This is a genomic window from Xanthomonas sp. DAR 35659 (assembly GCF_041242975.1).
Lineage (GTDB): Bacteria > Pseudomonadota > Gammaproteobacteria > Xanthomonadales > Xanthomonadaceae > Xanthomonas_A > Xanthomonas_A medicagonis.
On sequence record NZ_CP162488.1, the window covers coordinates 1,846,445 to 1,867,185 of the forward strand.

Here is a 20,741-nt window from a genome sequence, read left to right on the forward strand (position 1 = left end):
CGCCGTTGCACGGCGTATTACACTTCGCCGGCGGGTCATATCGAAACTAATGGACAGGGGTTTAAGGATGAGTCTGAGACTGGGGGCGGTCGCGTTGTGCGGCTTGTTGGGGATGGGAATGGGGGCGGGGAGTGCACAGGCGCAGGTGAACCTGGGCGCGTTTTTGCAGCAGGAGCAGGTCGAGGAACTGAAGCTGTCGCCGACCGGCGAGTACTACGCCGCGACCGTGCCATTGGCCGACCGCACCGCGCTGACCGTGATGCGGCGCGCGGACAACAAGCTGATGGGCAGCTTCTCCATGGAGAAGAACACCCACGTCGGCGATTTCGAGTGGGTCAACGACACGCGTCTGGTGTTCGGCATGACCACCAAGATGGGCGCGCTGGATCAGCCGGTGCCGACCGGCGAACTGTTCGCGATCAATGCCAATGGCGGCGTGGCGCAGTTGCTGGTGGGGTACCGGGTCACCGGCAACGGCGCGGGCACGCGGATCCAGCCCAAGAAGGTGGAGGATGTCGCGGCTTACCCGATCGGCCCGCTAGCGGGCGACGATCGCAACATCGCCATCACCGTGTGGCCCTTGGGCATCAGCGAGCAATACACCCGCGCCGAGGTGATGGACGTCTACAGCGGCCGTCGGCGGCCGTTGGTGGGCACGCCGAAGGTGCGGCGCGCGACGTTCTACAGCGATGCGCAAGGCAAGGTGCGCTTCGCGGCAGGCGCCGACGCGGACAATGCCAACAAGCTGTTCTACCGCGAGCCGGAAGGGGATTGGCGCCTGCTCAACGACGAGAATCTCAGCGACCATGCGGAGACGCCGCTGGGCTTTTCGGAAGACGGGCGCACCGCCTACCTGGAGGTCCAGCAGGCCAGCGGCAGTTCCGCGGTCGAGGCCTGGAACGCGGACAGCGGGCAACGCAAGACCGTTGCGCGCGACGGCCTGGCCGATCCGCACCGCGTCATCTACCGCCACGGCTCCCGCATCCCCGTCGGCATCGAGGTGCTGGGCGACACGCCGCGCAGCCTGTTCTTCGATCCCGAATCGCCCGAGGCGAGGACCCAGCGCTCGCTGGAGGCGGCATTCCCCGGGCAGTCGGTGTACGTGACCTCCAGCACCCGCGACGGCCGGCTCAACCTGGTGCAGGTGCAGTCCGGGCGCAATCCCGGCGAGTTCTATCTGTTCGACACCGTGGCGAAGAAGGCCGACTTCGTGTTCGCGCGCCGCGCCGCCTTGCAGCCGGCGTCGCTGGGGCAGGTGCGGCCGATCGCGCTGCAGGCGCGCGACGGCACCAAGCTGTACGGCTTCGTGACCCTGCCCGCGGCCGCGGCGTCGGGCAAGGTGCCGATGGTGGTGATGCCGCACGGCGGCCCGTTCGGCATCTTCGATAGCGGGCTGTTCGACGAGGACGCGCAGATCCTGGCCGCCGCCGGCTATGCGGTGCTGCAGGTCAACTATCGCGGTTCGGGCAACTACGGCCGGGCGTTCGAACAGGCTGGCGGGCGGCAGTGGGGCAAGGCCATGCAGGACGACGTGACCGATGCCACGCGCTGGGCGATCGCGCAGGGCATCGCCGATCCCGCGCGCATCTGCCTGTACGGCGCCAGCTATGGCGCGTACGCATCGCTGATGGGCGTGGCCAAGGAGCCGGGGCTGTACCGCTGCGCGGCCGGCTATGTGGGGGTCTACGATCTGCCGATGATGTACGCCCGCGGCGATATCCAGCGCCGCCGCTCCGGCGAGACCTATCTGCGCGAATGGCTGGGGCCGAGCGAGACGCTGGCGGCGGTATCGCCGGTGAATCTCGCCGACCGGATCAAGGTGCCGGTGTTCCTGGCCGCGGGCGGCGAGGACGAGCGTGCGCCGATCGAGCACTCCAAGAAGATGGAAGCGGTCTTGAAGCGGGCAGGCGTGCCGGTGGAGACGCTGTACTTTCCGACCGAGGGCCACGGCTTCTATACCGAGGAGCATCGCCGTGCGTTCTACACCCAGTTGCTGGCGTTCCTGAACCGCTCGCTGGGAGGGGCGACCGCGACGGCGGCGGCATCGGCACCGGCGGCACCCGCGGCGACGCATTAGTCGCCGCCGCGCCGGCGCTGCGGTCGGACGCCTACATCCGCAAGCGCGATCCGCGGTCCGATCCGATGATCGGACCGCGGTGTGCGTAGCTTCGGCGGTGCGGCCTCGCCGTTCGTGCTCGCGAGGCGATCGTCAGGCAAACTGCCTGACGAAGCGTTCCAGCCAAAGGAACGAGATCAGTGGCGCCGTCAGCGGGCGTGCGCGAGTCGCCACCAACTCGTCCAGCAGTTGCAGGACGGCGTCTGGCTTGACCAGGCCCAAGTCGGCAAGGGCGCATTCGCTCAACTGCATGGCGATCGTCTTCGCATGCTGTGCGATCAATTCGGGGAGCACATGGGCGAACGTCTCTTTGCAATAGCTTCGCGGAAATACTTCGCCTGCGTTTGCTCGCAAATAGCGCCACATCGTTTCCCGATCCTTGCGGCTGTCGAAAGGCAGGCGCCGGCAAAAAGCAACCAGGTGCGGATCGCTCAACGGATTGACCGGCCAAAGACCTCGCCGAAGCAGATGGGGCGCCTGGCACATGCTCGACGCCAACACCGACGCGGACAACGGGCCCGGGGGAGCATCGAATCCGCTGATCGAACGCGATGCATTGAGCGCTCGGGGCGTCAGCAACGCTTCCGCGCGACGCTTTGCTTCCGAGGCCACATCGTCGCCAGGGCCGCGGGTGGGGGGCTCCTCGTTCCGATAGGTCGGGAACAATTGGTCTCCGCCAAGGCCGGTGAAAAGCTGTTCGCTGCCCTGCGCTTGCGCGTCGTCCCACAAGGTTTCGAATGCTTCGAGATAGAACTCGGCCAGGGGATAGTCCGCTCGATCCGCACGCGGTCGCAGATCGAGCGTTGGCGGAAGTGCATCGATATGCACGGTCGTATCGCGAAGGCCCAGCGTTTCGACGAGCATGCGGCGGCGTTCGGCCTGGGCCTGGCTGTATCCCTCGTCGAGCAGGATGCCCAGGCTCAGGATGTTCCCGTGCAAGCGAGTCAGCGCGCACGCAACGGTCGCCGAGTCCATGCCGCCGCTTAGCTCGACGGCTATCGGCTTGGATACCGGTCGAATCGAGACCGCGCGCTGCAACAGTTGCTCGAATCGCTCCATGCCGTAGTCGATCACTGCTTCCTCGGAAGGCGATACGGCTTCGGTGGGCGAAGGGTAGACGTAACGCGCCCGGCCTGGTTCGGCGTAAAGCGTGGCGCGTTCTGTCAGCATCACAACGCCCGAACACAATTGCCTGGCGGAATAATCCGCGTTGAGTGCCAGACGCCGACTGGCCATCTCCAAATCAATGGTCGTGGGTCGGGAAAAGAAGTCGGCCAGATCGTAGGAGATTTCCAGCCCGTCATCGGCGACCCGGCAATAGACAGGCGCCGATCCGAGAAGGCCGGCGCGCAACTTCAGTCGGCATCCGGCCTGGGCCACTTCGATCATCAGGTAATCGAGCGGCCATAGGAGCGCCTCTTTGTACAGGTGGTTGAATCGATCGGCGTCGACCAGCGCGCCCGTATCGGCATTTTCCCCCTCGACATCCCGGCAACGCTCGCGCACCGTGGCGAACCACTGTCCCTGCGTGCGGACCACGATGGTTTCCACGGCGGAGTGACCGTAGGGCGCGATCCGGCTTTGCCCGAGAGACAGGGTATTGTCCCGCCATACGAGCGGTTGCTCGAGGTCGGTGAAGGCAATGTTGGCCTTGATCATGGAGACTCGACTGCCTGTGTTCGGTGTCGGTGGTCATCACGTTTTCGAACAAAAAACGCCGCCTGACGGCGGCGTTATGTATCGCGACGTCTTGAGCGAGCCGCCGTCGTTTCAGCCGCCTGGTTGCGTGGAGTACCAGCGAGAATCCTCGCCAAGATATGGCTTCATCTCGCAGACGCCCGGCGCCGCGATGTTTTGCATGGGCTCGTCGAGCTGGACCGCGAACGGGTTGGAGTGAGAATCCTGTTTCTCTAATTTGGCGTCTTGAATTTTCATCACGAAGCTCCTCTTCCTCTATGTCGTCATGCGGCGACCAACAAAACCTAGCACTGCGCCCATGGGGTGACAAGTTGGGATGGCGGTCATGGCTGGCGGTGCGGGCGGCTCAGCACGATTCGCAGGTCTTATCGGTGCCTTCGTCACCGACCATGCGAGCTGCGCACGCGCCGACACGCGAAGCGTTTGCGTCGCCCCAAGGCGACGCAGCCGCTCAGCGCACCCCGTGCATCATCCGCCGAAGCAATGGCGCGGCGAGGAAGGCCAGCAGCGCGCAGCCCAGGCCGATCCACAGCATCAGCCAGAACAGGTGCGCGTACTTGGCCGCGGCGTCGGCGACGTTCAGCGCCTCGCCGTCCGGCACCTCGATCGCGGCGAGCTTGCCGAACAGCGCCGCCAACGCTTCGGAGAAGGCGGTGGCCAGGAACCAGGTGCCCATCATCAGGCTGACCACGCGCGGCACCGCGAGTTGGGTCACCGCCGACAGGCCGACCGGTGACAGGCACATCTCGCCGGCCTCCAGCACCAGGTAGGCCAGCACCAGCCACCACACGCTGGCCATCTGTCCGCTGGCGCCGACCTGCTGCGCGGCCAGCGCCAGCGGCACGAACGACAGCCCGGCCAGCAGCAGGCCGGCGGCCGACTTGAGCGGCTTGGACGGCTCCAGATTGCGCCGCTCCAGCCATGCCCACAGCGCCGCGAACAGCGGCGCCAGCAGCACCAGGAACAGCGCGCCCAGGTAGGTCAGCGAGCCGGCGGTCTGCGGCAGCACCAGGCAGTCGCGGATCAGGAACAGCAGCATCAGCGCCCCCACCACCACGAACAGCACGCGTGGCGCCGCCGACGCTGGGCGCCGGTCGGACAGCGACGCGGCCAGCACGAAGCCCAGCGGCGCCAGCAGCAGCGAGGCGATCGACCACGGCAGCGGGGTGCCGTCGCGGATCACCAGCGACGGCACGATGTCCTTGGTCATCAGCCGGTCGGTGAAGGTGACCCAGGAGCCGTAGGTCTGCTCGTACAGGGTGAAGTACACCAGCGCCATCGCGATCAGCACCATCAGCGCGATCATCTGCTGGCGCTGCACCGGCGTGCACTGGGTGCCGGTGAACCAGGCGAACCACAGCAGCACCGCGCCGAGCACAAGCAGCATCAGCAGCAGCGCCAGGGAGATTTCCCCGCCCAGGCTGAAGGCGCCATTGGCCGCGGCCCACATCAGGCCGGCCACCGGCACCACGCCGAGCGTCGCGGCCAGGTAGATCGCCCATTCGCGCGGCATGCCGAACACGCGCGCGCGCAGCAGTGCCGGTTGCGCCGGCTCGGCGTGGCCGTGCAGGTACTTCTGGCCCCACAGGAACATGCCCAGGCCGAGCAGCATGCCGATCCCGGCGGCACCGAAGCCGTAGCGCCAGCCGTAGGCCTCGCCCAGGAAGCCGCAGACCAGCGAGGCGAACAGCGCGCCGAGGTTGATGCCGGCGTAGAACAGGGAAAAGCCGGCGTCGCGGCGCGGATCGTCGGCGGGGTAGAGCTTGCCGACGATGGTGGAGATGTTGGGCTTGAGGAAACCCACGCCCATGATGATCAGCGCCAACGACAGGTAGGTGATGCCCAGCGACGAGGTGTCGCGTACCACCTCGCCATGGACGCGGGTGGCGGCGTGGCCCTCGAAGGCCATGCCGAGATGGCCGAGCACCAGCAGCAGCCCGCCGAACACCACCGCCTTGCGCATGCCCAGCCAGCGGTCGGCGAGCAGGCCGCCGAGCACCGGCACGCAGTACACCAGCCCGCCGTAGGCGCCGAGCAGGTCGAGCCCGGCCTTGTCGTCGAACAGGTGGTACTTGGTCAGGTACAGCAGCAGCAACGCCTTCATCCCGTAGAAGGAGAAGCGCTCCCACATCTCGGTGAAGAAGCAGACGTAGACGCCCTTTGGATGGCCGAGGAAGTCGTCGCGCGCGTCGCGCAGCGGCAGGGTCGAAGCGGACACGGCGGGCCTTGGCGGAAGAGGGCAGCGGCGGAGTATAGGCGCGCTGGCATGGGTTGGCGGCTGGGCCAGGGCGCCGGGGCATTTTTGGTTGGGCGGCGGGAAAGGTGACCAGTGATGTTGGTTGTTTTTGGAGGCAGTCTCGTCCGCCCAGCTTCGCGCGTCGCTTTCGCGCCGCACCCTCACCCCAACCCCTCTCCCGGCGGGAGAGGGGCTAGCGGCTGTTCCTTCTCCCGTCGGGAGAAGGTGCCCCGAAGGGGCGGATGAGGGTACGGGCGCAGCCTCGTGCAACAGATTCCACGCGTCGCTTTCGCGCCGGACCCTCACCCCAACCCCTCTCTCGGCGGGAGAGGGGCTAGGCTCTTCCCTTCTCCCGTCGGGAGAAGGTGCCCCGCAGGGGCGGATGAGGGTACGAGGCGCAGCCTCGTGCACCAAACTCCGCGAGTCGCTTTCGCGCCGCACCCTCACCCCAACCCCTCTCCCGCCGGGAGAGGGGCTAATTCGCTGACGCCGCGGCGCCATCGCCTCCACGAATCCCCAATCCCCGCTTCCCAGGCATGTGCCACAAGCTGGGAGCCAGAACGCTGGACTTGCCCATCCCCAGACGCTAGCGTGGAAAACGTTTTTTCGTTTCAGGGGCAACCATGAACAACGCTGCTGCACCGCGTCAGCTCACCTTCCGCGCGGTCGTGCTGGCGATCGTGCTGGCCGTCGTGCTGTCGGCCGCCAACGCCTACCTGGGGCTGTTCGCCGGCCTGACCATCGCCACCGCGATCCCCGCGGCGGTGGTGTCGATGGGCGTGCTGCGCCTGCTCGGCGGCGGCACCATCCTCGAGAACAACATCGTGCAGACCGGCGCCTCGGCCGGTTCGTCGATCGCGGCGGGGGTGATCTTCACCATCCCGGCGCTGGTGATCATGGGCTACTGGCCCGACTTCAAGTACTGGTGGGTGCTGGGCATCGCCGGCATGGGCGGCCTGCTCGGGGTGCTGTTCTCGGTGCCGCTGCGGCGCTCGATGATCGTGGAGGATCCGTTGCCCTTCCCCGAAGGCAAGGCCGCGGCGGAAGTGCTCAAGGCCGGCGACAATCCGGGGCCGGGCCTGAAGATCCTGGCGCTGTCGGCGAGCATCGGCGGGCTGGTCAAGCTGGCCGCGGCCAGCGGCCTGAAACTGATCCCGGATACCTGGGCGCAGGCCACCTACCTGGGCAGCAGCAAGCTGGTCGGCTACGTCGGCACCAACCTGTCGCCGGCGCTGCTGGGCGTGGGCTACATCGTCGGGCTCAACGTCGGCATCGTGGTGCTGTCCGGCTCGATCCTGTCCTGGCACATCGCCATCCCGCTGTACCAGCAGTTCTTCATGGGCTCCGACCCGGCGCTGGCGCAGAGCCTGGCGAATGCGCCGGCAGCCGAGGCCGCGTTCGGCATCTGGGCGGCCAAGGTGCGCTACCTGGGCGTGGGCGCGATGCTGATCGGCGGCGTGTGGACGCTGTTCTCGCTGCGCAAGTCGTTGCTGTCGGGCGTGAAGAGCGGCTTCGCCGCCGCCCGCAAGAGCACCGCCGGCACCATCGTGGCCGACACCGACCGCGACCTGCCGATGAAATGGATGCTGGTGGCGCTGCTGCTGTGCACGCTGCCGCTGCTGGGGCTGTATCAGGCCATCGTCGGCCAGTGGCACGTGAGCGTGCCGATGACCATCATCATGATCGTCGCCGGCTTCCTGTTCGTGTCGGTGTCCGGCTACCTGGCCGGCCTGATCGGCTCGTCGAACAACCCGGTGTCCGGCATCACCATCTCCACCATCCTGTTCGCCTCGGCGGTGCTGGTGCTGCTGCTGGGCAAGAGCGGACTGGCGCCGGTGGGCATCGGCGGCGCGCCGATCGGCGCGGTCGCGGCGATCATGATCGGCGCGGTCGTGTGCTGCGCCGCAGCGGTGGGCGGCGACAACCTGCAGGATCTGAAGGCCGGCTACCTGGTCGGCGCCACGCCGTGGAAGCAGCAGCTGATGCTGGCGATCGGTGCGTTCTCCTGCGCGCTGATCATGGCGCCGGTGCTGAACCTGCTGGCCCAGGCCTACGGCATCGGCGCGGCGACGCCGCAGCACCCGAACGCGCTGGCCGCACCGCAGGCGACGCTGATGGCCTCGGTGGCCAAGGGCCTGTTCGGCGGCGAACTGCCGTGGACCATGATCGCCATCGGCGCCGGCGTCGGCGCGGCGATCATCGCCATCGACGAGTGGCTGAAGGCGACCGGCAAGCGCTTCCGCGTGCCGGTGCTGGCCGCGGCGATCGGCATCTACCTGCCGCTGGAGCTGATGGTGCCGATCTTCCTGGGCGGCCTGCTCAGCCACCTGGTCGAGCGCTTCCACAAGATCCGCGCCGACGACGAAGAGGGCCGCGATCGCGTGCACCGTCCGGGCACCCTGTTCGCCGCCGGCCTGATCACCGGCGAGGCGCTGATGGGCATCGCCATCGCCGTGCCGATCGTGGCGTCCGGCCGTGCCGACGTGCTGGCGCTGCCGGAAGTGCTGCATCTGAACCAGTGGTGGGGCCTGGCGTTGCTCGCCCTGGTCGGCTTGCTGCTGTACCGCACCGGCCGCAAGGGCGAACCAGCCACGCCGCGCGCGTAACCGCCGCCCGCGCTCCCGCACCACCCGAAGCCCGGCCCCGCGCCGGGCTTCGCATATCCGGACCCAGCCACCGCGACACGCGTGCAGGGCCGGGACCGAAGGCCGCTGCCGGCCGCAGCTGGCCCGGACGGCTTGCATGGTGGACATCGCACAGGCCGCCAGGCCATGCCGCGCCCCGACCGCGCGTCCAGCGGCACCCGCCTCACCAAACGAGGCCAGCCGTCCAGCGGCCCTCGCACCTCCCACCAAGCCCGCGCCTCGCGCTTACCAATCCCCATTCCCGATTCCCCACTCCCAGCTCCTCAGCCAGCCGCGCACCGGCGTTCGCAGCGCCTACCGAGCCCGCGTCCCGCTCTTGCCACTCCCCATTCCCGATTCCCCAATCCCAGCCCCTCCATGACTTCAGTCCTTTGCGCCACGCCCACCCGCGCCCCTACCATCGACGTTTTGCCGTGTTCCGGAGACGCCCGATGACCTTGCGCTACGCCTTGCTGCCCCTGTGCCTGCTGACCGCGCTGCCCGCGCTGGCGGCGACCCGCGGTTTCGACGTCCGCGACATGGTGGCGATGGACCGGGTGTCCTCGCCGCTGCTGACCCCGGACGGCGGCACCGTGCTGTTCGCCAAGCGGCAGGTGGACAAGGCCACGTACAAGGCCAGCACCGGGCTGTGGCTGCGCGACCTGCGCACCCGCGACCTGGCGCCGCCCAAGCGCTTGACCCCGGAAGGCTGGAACGTCAATTCGCCGGAACTGTCGGCCGACGGCAAGACTGTTTACTTCCTCAGCGCCAAGTCCGGCCGCCAGCAGCTGTACGCGCTGCCGCTGTCCGGCGGTGCCCCGCGCCAGCTCACCGACTTCGCGCTGGACGTGGACAGCTACCACGTCGCCCCGCAGGGCGACCGCGTCGCCTTCAGCGCCGGCGTGTTCCAGGACTGCGGCTCGGACCTGGCCTGCACGCAGAAGCGGCTGGACAAGGTCAAGAACGCCAAGGCCAGCGGCGTGGTGTTCGATCAGTTGTTCGTGCGCCACTGGGATACCTGGAACGACGGCCGCCGCAACAGCCTGTTCGTCGCACCGCTGCCGAGCGGCGCGAAGGCCAAGCCGGTGGTCGGCGCCTCGGCGCTCAGCGCCACCCTGGCCGGCGACATCCCGTCCAAGCCGTTCGGCGGCGGCGAGGACTACACCTGGGCGCCGGACGGGCAGTCGCTGGTCGCCAGCGTGCGCCTGGCCGGGCGCGAGGAGCCGTGGTCGACCAACTTCGACCTGTACCGGCTGGATGCCGCCGGCAAGGCGGCGCCGGTGAACCTGACCGCGGCCAATCCGGCCTGGGACGCCGGCCCGGTGTTCTCGCCCGACGGCAAGACCCTGTACTACCGCGCGATGAAGCGTCCGGGCTTCGAGGCCGACCGCTTCGGGCTGATGGCGATGGACCTGGCCAGCGGCAAGACCCGCGAGATCGCGCCGAAGTGGGATCGCTCGGCCGACGCCATCCAGGTGTCCGCCGACGGCAAGACCCTGTACGTGCCGGCGCAGGAACTGGGCCAGCATCCGCTGTTCGAGATCGACGTCGCCAACGGTGGCGTGTCGCAACTGGTCGGCGGCAACAGCGTGGCCGAATTCGGCATCAAGGGCGACACCCTGGCGGTGATGACCAACTCGCTGCAGACCGGCAACCAGTTGTTCACCGCGCCGATCGCCAAGGATGGCGGCGCCACCGCGATGCGCGCGATCACCCCCAGCGCCGGCGAGATGCTGCCCGAGGTGAAGTTCGGCGACGCCGAGCAATTCACCTTCAAGGGCTGGAACGACGAGACCGTGCACGGCTACGTGGTCAAGCCGTGGAACTACGAGGCGGGCAAGACCTATCCGGTGGCGTTCCTGATCCACGGCGGCCCGCAGGGCAGCTTCGGCAACGGCTGGAGCTACCGCTGGAATCCGCAGACCTACGCGGGCCAGGGCTACGCGGTGGTGATGATCGATTTCCACGGCTCCACCGGCTACGGCCAGGCCTTCACCGATGCGATCAGCCAGCATTGGGGCGACCGTCCGCTGGAAGACCTGCAGAAGGGCTGGGCCGCGGCGCAGAAGCAGTTCAAGTTCCTCGACGGCGACAAGGCCTGCGCGCTCGGCGCCAGCTACGGCGGCTTCATGGTCAACTGGATCGCCGGTAACTGGAATTCGCCGTTCAAGTGCCTGGTCAACCATGACGGCGTGTTCGACCAGCGCATGATGGGCTACGCCACCGAGGAACTGTGGTTCACCGAGTGGGAGCAGGGCGGCACGCCGTACCAGAAGGCGTCGAACTACGAGAAGTTCAACCCGGTCAACCATGTGGCCGACTGGAAGAAGCCGATGCTGATCGTGCACGGCCAGCTCGACTTCCGCATCCCGGTCGAGCAGGGGCTGGCGGCGTTCACCGCGGCGCAGCGGCAGGGCATCGAATCGAAGTTCCTGTACTTCCCGGACGAGAACCACTGGGTGCTGAAGCCGCAGAACAGCATCCTGTGGCACGACACGGTCAATGGCTGGTTGAAGCAGCATATCGGGCAGTAGTGGGGCCGGGATTCGGGATTCGGGATTCGGGATTTTCCGGTGGTAGGCGGCAGTTGCCGTTGTGGGAGGGGCTTCGGCCCCGACGCGTCATCGGCAAGGCGTCGGGGCTGAGGCCCCTCCCGCACGGGGCTGCCGCAGCGGCACCGGCGCGCCGCTTCCCTGTCCTGTTCTGCGTGCACTTCCGCCCTGTATTTCACCGGTGGCACGTCGGTCATATCAGCCACCGCGCATGGCTTGGCGCTGCCGGCCTGGCGGGCGGCGTCGGCGGGCCGATGTTTGGAAGGGGCGAGGATGCTCCTTCGTCGACCAGCCTGACGGCGATGCGGCGCCGGACAGCATGCCGGCGTCCCGCCAGCGCCGTTTCCGATCACCATAGCGCGAGACCTCCATGCCGTCGACGCCCCTGATCCACAACGACATCGTCATCTTCGGCCTGATCGCCGCCACATTGGGCGCGGTGTTCTGGACCGCGGGGCGGCCGTCGGGGTTCTGGAAGCGCTTCTACGGCGTGGTGCCGGCGCTGCTGCTGTGCTACCTCATCCCCGGCATCTACAACACCGTCGGCCTGATCGACGGTGGCAACAACCGGCTGTACGACCCGGTCGCACGCGACGTGCTGCTGCCGGCGGCGCTGGTGCTGCTCACCCTCACCATCGACCTCAAGGGCATCCTGCGCCTGGGGCCGAAACTGGTGGCGATGTACCTGGGCGCCTCCTTCAGCATCATGCTCGGCGCGGTGGTGGCGTTCCAGATCATGAAGTGGCTGCACCCGGTCACCGTGGCCGGCGACACCTGGGCCGGCATGGCCGCGCTGGCCGGCAGCTGGATCGGCGGCGGCGCCAACATGCTGGCGATGCGCGAGGTGTTCCAGGTCGACGCCACCACCTTCGGCCAGTTCGCGGTGGTCGACGTCGGCGTCGGCTACGTGTGGATGGCGTTGCTGATCTTCCTCGCCCCGCGCGCGGCGGCGATCGACGCGCGCAGCGGCGCCGACACCAGCGGCATCGACGACCTGCAACGGCGCATCGCGCAGTTCCAGGCGCAACACGAGCGCGTGGCCAGCCTCACCGACCTGATGCTGATCGTGGCCATCGCGTTCGGCGCGGTCGGCCTGGCGCATGCCATCGCGGCGCCGGCCGCGGCCTGGTTCGACGCCAACGTCGCCTGGGCCAAGCAGTTCAGCCTGGGCTCGCCGTTCGTGTGGGTGGTGGTGCTGGCCACCACCATCGGCCTGCTGCTGAGCTTCACCCGCGCGCGCACCCTGGAAGGCGCCGGCGCCTCGCGGATCGGCACGCTGCTGCTGTATTTCCTGATCGCCTGCATCGGCATGCAGATGGACCTGCTGGCGCTGTTCGATCGGCCCTGGATCTTCGCGCTCGGGCTGATCTGGCTCTGCGTGCACGTGGTGCTGCTGCTGGCGTTGGGCAAGCTGCTGCGGGTGCCGTTCTTCTACTTCGCGATCGGCTCGCAGAGCAACGTCGGCGGCCCGGCGTCCGCGCCGGTGGTGGCGGCCGCGTTCCATCCGGCGCTGGCGCCGGTCGGCGTGCTGCTGGGCACGATGGGGTATGCCACCGGCACCTATCTGGCGTATCTGGTCGGGATCACCTTGCGCGCGATGGCCGGCGTGGCATGAACCCTGTAGGAGCGGCTTCAGCCGCGACCGAGGCTTTCCCGGGAATGCCCGGTCGCGGCTGAAGCCGCTCCTACAGAGGGGGATGCGGCTACTGCTGCATCGATACCCGACGCTGCGGCTCTTCCTGCTGTGGCGCACCCGCCTGCAGGTTCTGCTGCTGCAATTGGCCGACGTTGCGCTGCGCCGGTTCGCTGGCCGCGGCCGCGGTCTGCACCTGGCTGCGCAGGTGCGCCGGATCCTCGGGGCGGCCCTGCACCGCGAACAGGCGGTCGCCGTCGCGGCTGGGCAGCAACTGGTCGATCCGTTCCAGGCCGTCGCTGCCGGCGCGCGCGGCGACGCTGGCGGCGGTGTTGATGAAGCTGCCGTCGTCGCGCAGGCCGAGCCGCTCGCGCTGCCCGTCCAGTTGCACCACCGCATCGTTGAACAGGCGGCTGCCCGGCGGCAGCGCGTGCTCCTGGCCCTGTGCCTGGGTCTGCGCTTCCAGCGACTGCGCCTTGATCACCGAATCGATGCCATGCAGGTCCAGCCGATGCTTGAGCATCATGCCCGGCACCAGGCGCTGGCCGAACGACAGCGGGTCCGGATCCGACAACTGGATCTGATGCCCGGCCGCGTCGGGCATCACCCATTTCAGCGGAATGCTGTCTTCCTGCAGGTGGGTCAGCAGTTCGTTCTTGACGTGGTAGCCGCGGATCAGGCCGTCGGCGGCATAGGCCTTGGCCGCCGACGCGTCCAGGCCTTCCCGTTCCAGGGTGCGGTCGTTGACGCCGGCGGCGTTGTAGGTCACCGCCGGCACGTCGTTGACCATCGACGAGGCCGCGGCCAGGCCGCCGCCGAGCGAGTGCCCGGAGATCATCAGGTTCTCGCCGAACGCCTGCCTGGCCTGGCTGCCGAGCTGCATCGCCGAGGCGTACTGCGCGTCGGAGAACCCCAGGCCCTGGCCGATGTTGTGCTTCCAGTCCTTGCCTTCGTCGGTGCCGCAGAAGGCCAGCACCACGTTGCCCTGCGCGTTGCGGTACAGCGCCGCGTCGAAGCCGCTCTTGGCGTCGTGCAGCATGCCCGGGTCGATGCCGGCGCCCTGTACCGCGGCGTCGTCCATGCGGCTCCAGCCGCCGGGCAGTGGCGCGAACGTCTCCGCGCCACCGGCGCGGCGCTGCTCGGCGGTGGCGTACAGGTCCTGCAGCAGGGCGGGAAGTTGCGTGTCCACCGCCTGCGGCTGCTGGCCGCGGACGGCCTCGGCGAAGGGGGCGGAGGCGGTGGTGCCGGGAAGATCGTGCGTGCTCATGCGCGGCTCCTTGCGTGTCTGGCGACCGTCCGCATCAGCGGGTCGCTTCCAGGGGAATGGCGTGGGCGGTCAGCCACTCGCGCACCGCGGCGCGGGTCTGCTGCGCGGTGCTGTTGAGCAGCCGTTCGGGCGTGGTGAAGAAGTACGCCTGGAAGGTCTTCTGCTGCGCGTTGCGCAGGCTGGGATCGACCCCGGCCTGCAGCAGCTTCAGCACCCAGGGGTTGCCGGCGCCGCTCTGCGCGGCCAGGTGCAGCAGCGAGTTGCCGCTGGCGTCGACCCGGTGCGGATCGGCGCCGGCCTGCAGCAGCAACTGGATCTGTGCGTCGCGCTTGCTCTGCACGGCGCGGAACAGCGGCGTCCAGTTGCCGCGCGCGCTGACCGGATCCATCGGTGCGCCGTGCTGCAGCAGGATCGTGAGGTACTGCGGGTCCTTGGCCATCGCCGCCATGTGCACGACGGTTTCCTGGTCCATGCCCGGTTCGGCCGGATTGGCGCCGGCGTCCAGCAAGGCGGCGAGCGCGCGCGGCTGCTCGTGCCAGATCGCGTATTCGAGCAGGGTGACGTTCTGGTCGCCATGCGCGGACAGGTCCACGGTCGGCGCCAGCGCGGCGATGCGTGCGGCATCGCCGCGGGCGACGGCGGCGGCGATATCGGCGAGAGCGGGGTCGCGGAAGGCGACCGAATGATCCTGCAGGGTGGCTGACATGGCGGAATGCTCCTTGGCGCCGGGCGAGGCGGCGCATGAGACCGAGAAGAACATCGAGGTCGCAAGCGCGATCAGGGTGGGAAACCGCTTGCGCATGGACGTCTCCTTTTCTGTTCGCGTTCCAGTTCCGATGGGGCGCAGTCCTCGCGTCCCGGACCGATGCTAGCAGCTGCCTCGCGGCGATTCGGTAAGGTTTTGTTACAGCGCACTTGGGTGCGCGGGGCATACGCCGCGGCACTGCGGCGTGCGCTACTGCGGTCCCGCTTGCGGATGTGGTCCGATTCGCCGGCAAGCGATCTCGTTGCTCACTGCGCGTGGGTGCGACGCGTGTCCACCACGTCCATCACGCGCGACCGGCACCGCGAGCACGCTGGTGTACATGCGCATCCCGGCATAATGCGGTTTTGCACGAGGATCTGGCGATGACGGCGACTCCCTTCGACCTGTTGATCAGCGACTGCGACGGTGTGCTCGTCGACAGCGAGGTGCTGGCCGATCGGGTCATGCTCGACGCGCTCAGCGGCTACGTGCCGCGCGCCGAACTCGAGCAGTTCCTGGCCGGCAGCTTCGGCCAGACCGCCGAGGAGATCGTGGAGCGCGTGCAGCGGCATTTCGCGATCGCGCTGCCGCCGGGCACGTTCGAGGACATCCGGCGGCGTTCGGAGGCGCTGATCGCCGCCGAGGTGCAGCCGATCGATGGCGTGCGCGAGGCCTTGCTGGCGATCGCGCTGCCGCTGGCGGTGGCGTCCAACAGCCATCGCCACAGCGTGGTCGCCTCGGTGGCGCGCGCGGGACTGAGCGAGCGCGTCGGCGGCAATATCTTCAGCGCCGACATGGTGGCGCGACCGAAGCCGGCGCCGGACGTCTACCTGCTGGCCGCGCACACGCTGGGCGTGGCGCCGGCGCGTTGCCTGGTGATCGAGGACAGCGCGACCGGCGCGCGCGCCGCCCTGGACGCGGGCATGACCGTGATCGGCTTCACCGGCGCGGCGCATATTCCCGCCGGCCATGCCGCCACCCTGCGCGAACTTGGCGTCGCCGCGGTGATGCCGCACATGCGCGAATTGCCGCGCATCTACGCGGAGCTTGTGCGCGCCGCTGCGGCCTGAAAGGCCGGGATTGGGAATTAGGGATTGGGGATTGGGGATTTTTCGCGAGTGCGCGGCGCATTTTTCCTGTTGTAGGAGCGGCTTCAGCCGCGACAGGTTCTGACAGGATCCGTCGCGGCTGAAGCCGCTCCTACAACAGCGAAGCGGCGATGCCTGTTGCCAGGCATCGCCGCGCATCGTCATCGCTTCAAGAGTGGGGCGCGCGCGCGTCGTCGGCGAACCGGATCGTACCGGCATCGGCGACCCACCACGAATCCCCACTCCCGAATCACGAATCCCGGCCCCTCAACAACACCGGAACCCGCTCTTGCCGCCATACCGCGCCTCCTGGCGCTCGCGGAAAAAGGTCTTGTAGTCCATCGGCTGCCGGTCCGGATGTTTCTCCAGCACATGCCGCACGTAGTTGTCGTAGTCGGGGATGCCGCAGCACAGCCGCGCGGTCTGCACCAGGCGCCGCCACAGCCGGCGGTGCGCCTGGTACTGCCCGACCGGAACCAGGGCGCCGCTCATCACAGGTCCGCCATCTGGTGCGGCTGCAGCGCCACGTAGGGGGTTTCCCGGTCGCTGCGCTGCGGGTTGCGGCGCGCGGCGAGGATGGTCTTGACCGCGTAGATCAGCACCGAGATCACCACGAACAGGAACAGCGCGGTCAGCCCGGTGTTGACGTAGGCGTTGGTCACGATCTGCTGCATCTGCGCCACCGTCTTGGCCGGCGCGGTGATGGTGCCGCTGGCGATCGCGTCCTGGAACTTGTACGCCTGCGCCAGGAAGCCCTGCGCCGGGTTCGGGTCGAAGATCTTGATCAGCCCAGCGTAGGTGGTGCAGATCAGCAGCCACAGCGCCGGCACGATGGTGACCCAGGCGTAGCGGTCGCGCTTGAGCTTGAACAGCACCACCGTGCCCAGCATCAGCGCGATGCCGGCCAGCATCTGGTTGGAGATGCCGAACAGCGGCCACAGCGTGCGGATGCCGCCGTAGGGATCCTTGACGCCGGTGTAGAGCAGGTAACCCCACAGCGCCACGCAACCGGCGGTGCCGATGATGTTGGCGCCCCACGACTCGGTCTTCTTCAGCGCCGGCACGAAGTTGCCGAGCAGGTCCTGCAGCATGAAGCGCCCGGCGCGGGTGCCGGCGTCGACCGCGGTGAGGATGAACAGCGCCTCGAACAGGATCGCGAAGTGGTACCAGAACGCCATCATGTCCTCGCCCGGCAGCAGCTGGTGCAGGATCTGCGCGATGCCCACCGCCAGGGTCGGGGCGCCGCCGGCGCGGGCCAGGATGGTGGTCTCGCCGATGTCGCGGGCGGTGGCTTCGAGCACGTCGGGGGTGATCGCAAATCCCCATTCGCTGACCTTGGCCGCGACCGCCACGACGTCATTGCCGACCATCGAGGCCGGCGCGTTCATCGCGAAGTACACGCCCGGCTCGATGATCGAGGCGGCGACCAGCGCCATCACCGCGACGAACGATTCCATCAGCATGCCGCCGTAGCCGATGTAGCGCATGTGGCCTTCGTTGGCCAGCAGCTTCGGCGTGGTGCCCGAGGAGATCAGCGCATGGAAGCCGGACACCGCGCCGCAGGCGATGGTGATGAACAGGAACGGGAAGATGCCGCCGGTCCACACCGGGCCCATGCCGTTGTGCGCGTACTGGGTCAGCGCCGGCATCTTCAGGTCGGGCATGACCACCAGGATGCCGATGGCCAGGGCGATGATGGTGCCGATCTTGAGGAAGGTGGACAGGTAGTCGCGCGGCGCCAGCAGCAGCCACACCGGCAGCACCGAGGCGACGAAGCCGTAGCCGATCAGCATCCAGGTGATCTGCACGTCGGTGAAGGTGAAGGCCGGGCCCCAGGTGGGATCGGCGGCGACCTTGCCGCCGAACCAGATCGCCGCCAGCAGCAGGATCAGGCCGACGATGGAGATCTCGCCGATCTTGCCGGGGCGGATGTAGCGCATGTACACGCCCATCAGGATCGCGATCGGCATCGTCGCGATCACCGTGAACATGCCCCAGGGACTTTCCGCCAGCGCCTTGACCACCACCATCGCCAGCACCGCCAGGATGATGATCATGATCAGGAACGCGCCGAACAGGGCGATGGTGCCGGGAATCTGGCCCATTTCCTCGCGCACCAGGTCGCCGAGCGAGCGGCCGTTGCGGCGGCTGGACAGGAACAGCACCACGAAGTCCTGCACCGCGCCGGCGAACACCACGCCGACCACCAGCCACAGCAGGCCGGGCAGGTAGCCCATCTGCGCGGCCAGCACCGGCCCGACCAGCGGCCCGGCGCCGGCGATGGCGGCGAAGTGGTGGCCGAACAGCACGTGCTTGTTGGTGGGCACGTAGTCCAGGCCGTCGTTGTTGAGCACCGCCGGGGTGGCGCGGGTGGGATCGAGCTGCATCACCTTGGTGGCGATGAACAGGCTGTAGAAGCGGTAGGCGATCAGATAGATCGAGACCGCGGCGACCACGATCCACAGCGCGTTGATGTGCTCGCCGCGGCGCAGGGCGATGGTGCCCAGGCAGAACGCGGCCAGCACCGCGAGCGCGGCCCAGGCCAGTTTGGAAAACCCTTTCATGCAGATCGCTCCCCGACGAGATTCCGGCAAGGGTCGCCCCGATGGCCTGGGGGGTCAATCCCGCGACACGCCCCGGCCCTAGTACTTTGGTCGTAGGCAACGCCTGCGGCGAGCGCCGGGCGCGCCCGCCATGCCGGGCGTCAGCGGTCCAGCGCCAGGCTGGCCGGCGTCATGTCCAGGCCCTGCACCAGCGATTGCAGCGATTGCAGTTCCTGCGCGTCGCTGGCGTCGATCCAGACCTGCGCGTAGTGGCCCTTGCCTAGTTCGACCACGGTGACGCGGCGCGAGGCCAGGCCAGGCGCATTCACGCCGCCGAGGTCCGGGCGGTACCAATGCACGCTTTCGCCGGCGATGCTGCCTTTCTCCTCGCGCAGGTTGCGCGCCAGCGGGATGTCCGGGTCGCGCGAGGTGAGCATCATGCCCAGCACCTGGCGGCCGTCGGCGGCCGTGGCGCGGCAGACGATGAAGCCCTTGTCGCTGCGTTCGTTCCACTGCAGGTTGGCCTGCGGCGGCAGTTGCGGACAGTTCTGCGCTTGCTGCGCCATGGCCGTGGCCGCCGCCAGGACGGCAGGCAGGACCGACAGGCCGGTGAGCCAGTGTGCAACCCTCATTCGCGATGTCCCCATGCGCCGCCGCAACCGCGGCGGGATCGATCTTCAGCGCACGCCGGCGCAGGCCGGCACGGCACGTCCCCCTCGTTCATCACGGGATCGGCGTGCAGTGCATACCCCTACGCAATGCGTGTCCCGGTGCGCGGCTGCAGGTGCCTGGCCGCTGTCGGCACCATAGCCCAGCGGGCGGCACTTGACAATTGGAATGCGGATCGAAGGACGCCTGCCGCGGCGCCCCCGTGCGCAGCATTCGCTGAACGCGCTCAGCAGGCGCTGGCCGCTGCGCCGCCCGCGTCGCGGGATGCCGTTGTGCAGAGCTGTGTTCGCTCCGGCGAGCTAGCGGCGCCCTGCTGTGCTGCGGGCACTTTTTCCTGGTGGGAGAAGGACGCGCCACTAGCCCCTCTCCCGCCGGGAGAGGGGTTGGGGTGAGGGTTCGGCGCGAAAGCGACTCGCGGAGTTTGCTGGGCGGGGTCGCGGCCGGCGGCCGGCCCCGGTCGCGACGGGCGCTGCTGGCGTTGGGCGTCGCCGCTGGTACGCGGCGACGCGCACGCCTACCCGCGCCGCGGCCGGCCGCGATCGGCGGCCCGGTCCGGCCGATGCGATCGGTCTGCGCCGGCCGCGCCGGCCGGGCGCTACTTGCCCGGCTCGGGCAGCGGAATGAACTCCTGGTCGTCGCCGGGAATCAGGCCGAACCGGCCTTCGCGCCAGTCCTGCTTGGCCTGCTCGATGCGTTCGACGGAACTGGAGACGAAGTTCCACCACAGGTGGCGCGGCCCATCCAGCGGCTCGCCGCCCATCAGCATCGCCTTCAGCGGGGTCTTGGCGCGCAGCCGGCCGCGCGCGCCGGGTTCGGGCAGTACCAGGTAGCGCGCGGGGATGTCCACGCCGTCCAGTTGCGCCTCGCCTTCGAGCACGTACAGCGAGCGCTGCACGTGGCTGGTGTCCAGGTCGATCTCCGCGTCCGCGTCCAGATCCAGCGCCACGTTCAGCGTGTCGGCGAACACCTTGACCGGCGATTCCTCGCCGTAGGCGCGGCCGGCGATGACCCGCAGCCACACGCCGTCGCGGCGCTGCTGGGGCAGGGTGGCGGCGGCGTGGTGGTAGAACGCCGGCGCGGTTTCCTCGGCCGACTTCGGCAGCGCCACCCAGGTCTGCATGCCGTGCAGCGGATGCGCCTGCGCGCGCAGCGCGGTCGGCGTGCGTTCGGAATGGGAGATGCCGCGGCCGGCGGTCATCCAGTTGACGTCGCCGGCGCGGATCACCTGGTCCGAGCCGAGCGTGTCGCGGTGCCCGATCTCGCCGGACCACAGGAAGGTCACCGTGGCCAGGCCGATGTGCGGATGCGGACGCACGTCGACGCCGCGGCCGGGTTCGAAGATCGCCGGGCCCATGTGGTCGATGAACACGAACGGGCCGACACTGCGCGCCTGCAGGCTGGGCACCGCGCGGCGCACTTGGAAGTCGCCGATGTCGTGCACGCGGGGAGCGATCAGGGTGGTCATGGCGGGGCACTCGCGGCGAACGGAGGGCGCAAGCTTCGCATGCCGGCGCGAGCGCATGCCCGGATGCGGGCAAGACGCAATGTTCCGCGGCGCGCGCCAGGTGCC

General features: G+C 68.6%; 14 protein-coding genes. 5 read left to right on the plus strand and 9 right to left on the minus strand.

The genetic code is table 11. The features are described from left to right. The first annotated feature begins 67 nt into the window (after positions 1–67). Positions 68–2,077, plus strand: a complete 2,010-nt coding sequence (locus AB3X07_RS07860) for an alpha/beta hydrolase family protein (protein ID WP_369943868.1) — start codon at positions 68–70, stop codon at positions 2,075–2,077. A gap of 132 nt (positions 2,078–2,209) precedes the next feature. Here the strand turns inward: AB3X07_RS07860 and AB3X07_RS07865 are convergent, their stop codons facing one another. From AB3X07_RS07865 to AB3X07_RS07875, 3 genes are all read right to left on the minus strand, one after another. Next, positions 2,210–3,775, minus strand: a complete 1,566-nt coding sequence (locus AB3X07_RS07865; RefSeq protein ID WP_369943869.1) for an asparagine synthase-related protein — start codon at positions 3,773–3,775, stop codon at positions 2,210–2,212. 111 nt (positions 3,776–3,886) lie between these two features. Beyond that, the gene (locus AB3X07_RS07870) at positions 3,887–4,051 is read right to left on the minus strand and encodes a hypothetical protein (RefSeq protein ID WP_369943870.1); all 165 of its coding nucleotides are present in this window, start codon (positions 4,049–4,051) and stop codon (positions 3,887–3,889) included. 214 nt (positions 4,052–4,265) lie between these two features. Further along, positions 4,266–6,032 carry a peptide MFS transporter gene (locus tag AB3X07_RS07875; protein ID WP_369943871.1) on the minus strand — a complete coding sequence of 589 codons (1,767 nt, stop codon included), beginning with the start codon at positions 6,030–6,032 and terminating at the stop codon, positions 4,266–4,268. A 641-nt stretch (positions 6,033–6,673) separates the two neighbouring features. On the opposite strand from AB3X07_RS07875, the gene AB3X07_RS07880 reads away from it, so the two are divergent. The 3 genes from AB3X07_RS07880 (at position 6,674) to AB3X07_RS07890 (ending at position 12,841) form a co-directional block, all read left to right on the plus strand. Continuing rightward, positions 6,674–8,656: an OPT family oligopeptide transporter gene (locus AB3X07_RS07880; protein ID WP_369943872.1), complete on the plus strand. Its 1,983-nt coding sequence runs from the start codon at positions 6,674–6,676 to the stop codon at positions 8,654–8,656. Positions 8,657–9,126: 470 nt separating this feature from the next. After that, positions 9,127–11,208: a prolyl oligopeptidase family serine peptidase gene (locus tag AB3X07_RS07885; protein WP_369943873.1), complete on the plus strand. Its 2,082-nt coding sequence runs from the start codon at positions 9,127–9,129 to the stop codon at positions 11,206–11,208. Positions 11,209–11,596: 388 nt separating this feature from the next. Then, the gene (locus tag AB3X07_RS07890) at positions 11,597–12,841 is read left to right on the plus strand and encodes a DUF819 domain-containing protein (protein ID WP_369943874.1); all 1,245 of its coding nucleotides are present in this window, start codon (positions 11,597–11,599) and stop codon (positions 12,839–12,841) included. 88 nt (positions 12,842–12,929) lie between these two features. On the opposite strand, the gene AB3X07_RS07895 is transcribed toward AB3X07_RS07890, so the two are convergent. Then, positions 12,930–14,126 carry an XVIPCD domain-containing protein gene (locus AB3X07_RS07895; RefSeq protein WP_369943875.1) on the minus strand — a complete coding sequence of 399 codons (1,197 nt, stop codon included), beginning with the start codon at positions 14,124–14,126 and terminating at the stop codon, positions 12,930–12,932. Positions 14,127–14,160: 34 nt separating this feature from the next. After that, positions 14,161–14,928, minus strand: coding sequence for an ankyrin repeat domain-containing protein (locus AB3X07_RS07900; protein WP_369943876.1), 768 nt, complete (start codon positions 14,926–14,928; stop codon positions 14,161–14,163). Between the two features lie 326 nt (positions 14,929–15,254). On the opposite strand from AB3X07_RS07900, the gene AB3X07_RS07905 reads away from it, so the two are divergent. Next, the gene (locus AB3X07_RS07905; RefSeq protein ID WP_369943877.1) at positions 15,255–15,941 is read left to right on the plus strand and encodes an HAD-IA family hydrolase; all 687 of its coding nucleotides are present in this window, start codon (positions 15,255–15,257) and stop codon (positions 15,939–15,941) included. Between the two features lie 285 nt (positions 15,942–16,226). On the opposite strand, the gene AB3X07_RS07910 is transcribed toward AB3X07_RS07905, so the two are convergent. The 4 genes from AB3X07_RS07910 to AB3X07_RS07925 form a co-directional block, all read right to left on the minus strand. Beyond that, positions 16,227–16,451: a YbdD/YjiX family protein gene (locus AB3X07_RS07910; protein ID WP_369943878.1), complete on the minus strand. Its 225-nt coding sequence runs from the start codon at positions 16,449–16,451 to the stop codon at positions 16,227–16,229. Continuing rightward, positions 16,451–18,523, minus strand: a complete 2,073-nt coding sequence (locus AB3X07_RS07915; protein WP_369943879.1) for a carbon starvation CstA family protein — start codon at positions 18,521–18,523, stop codon at positions 16,451–16,453. The genes AB3X07_RS07910 and AB3X07_RS07915 overlap by 1 nt, the downstream gene beginning before the upstream one ends. A 140-nt stretch (positions 18,524–18,663) precedes the next feature. Then, positions 18,664–19,134, minus strand: a complete 471-nt coding sequence (locus AB3X07_RS07920) for a hypothetical protein (protein ID WP_369943880.1) — start codon at positions 19,132–19,134, stop codon at positions 18,664–18,666. A 632-nt stretch (positions 19,135–19,766) separates the two neighbouring features. Beyond that, positions 19,767–20,636: a pirin family protein gene (locus AB3X07_RS07925; RefSeq protein WP_369943881.1), complete on the minus strand. Its 870-nt coding sequence runs from the start codon at positions 20,634–20,636 to the stop codon at positions 19,767–19,769. Between the last annotated feature and the right edge of the window lie 105 nt (positions 20,637–20,741).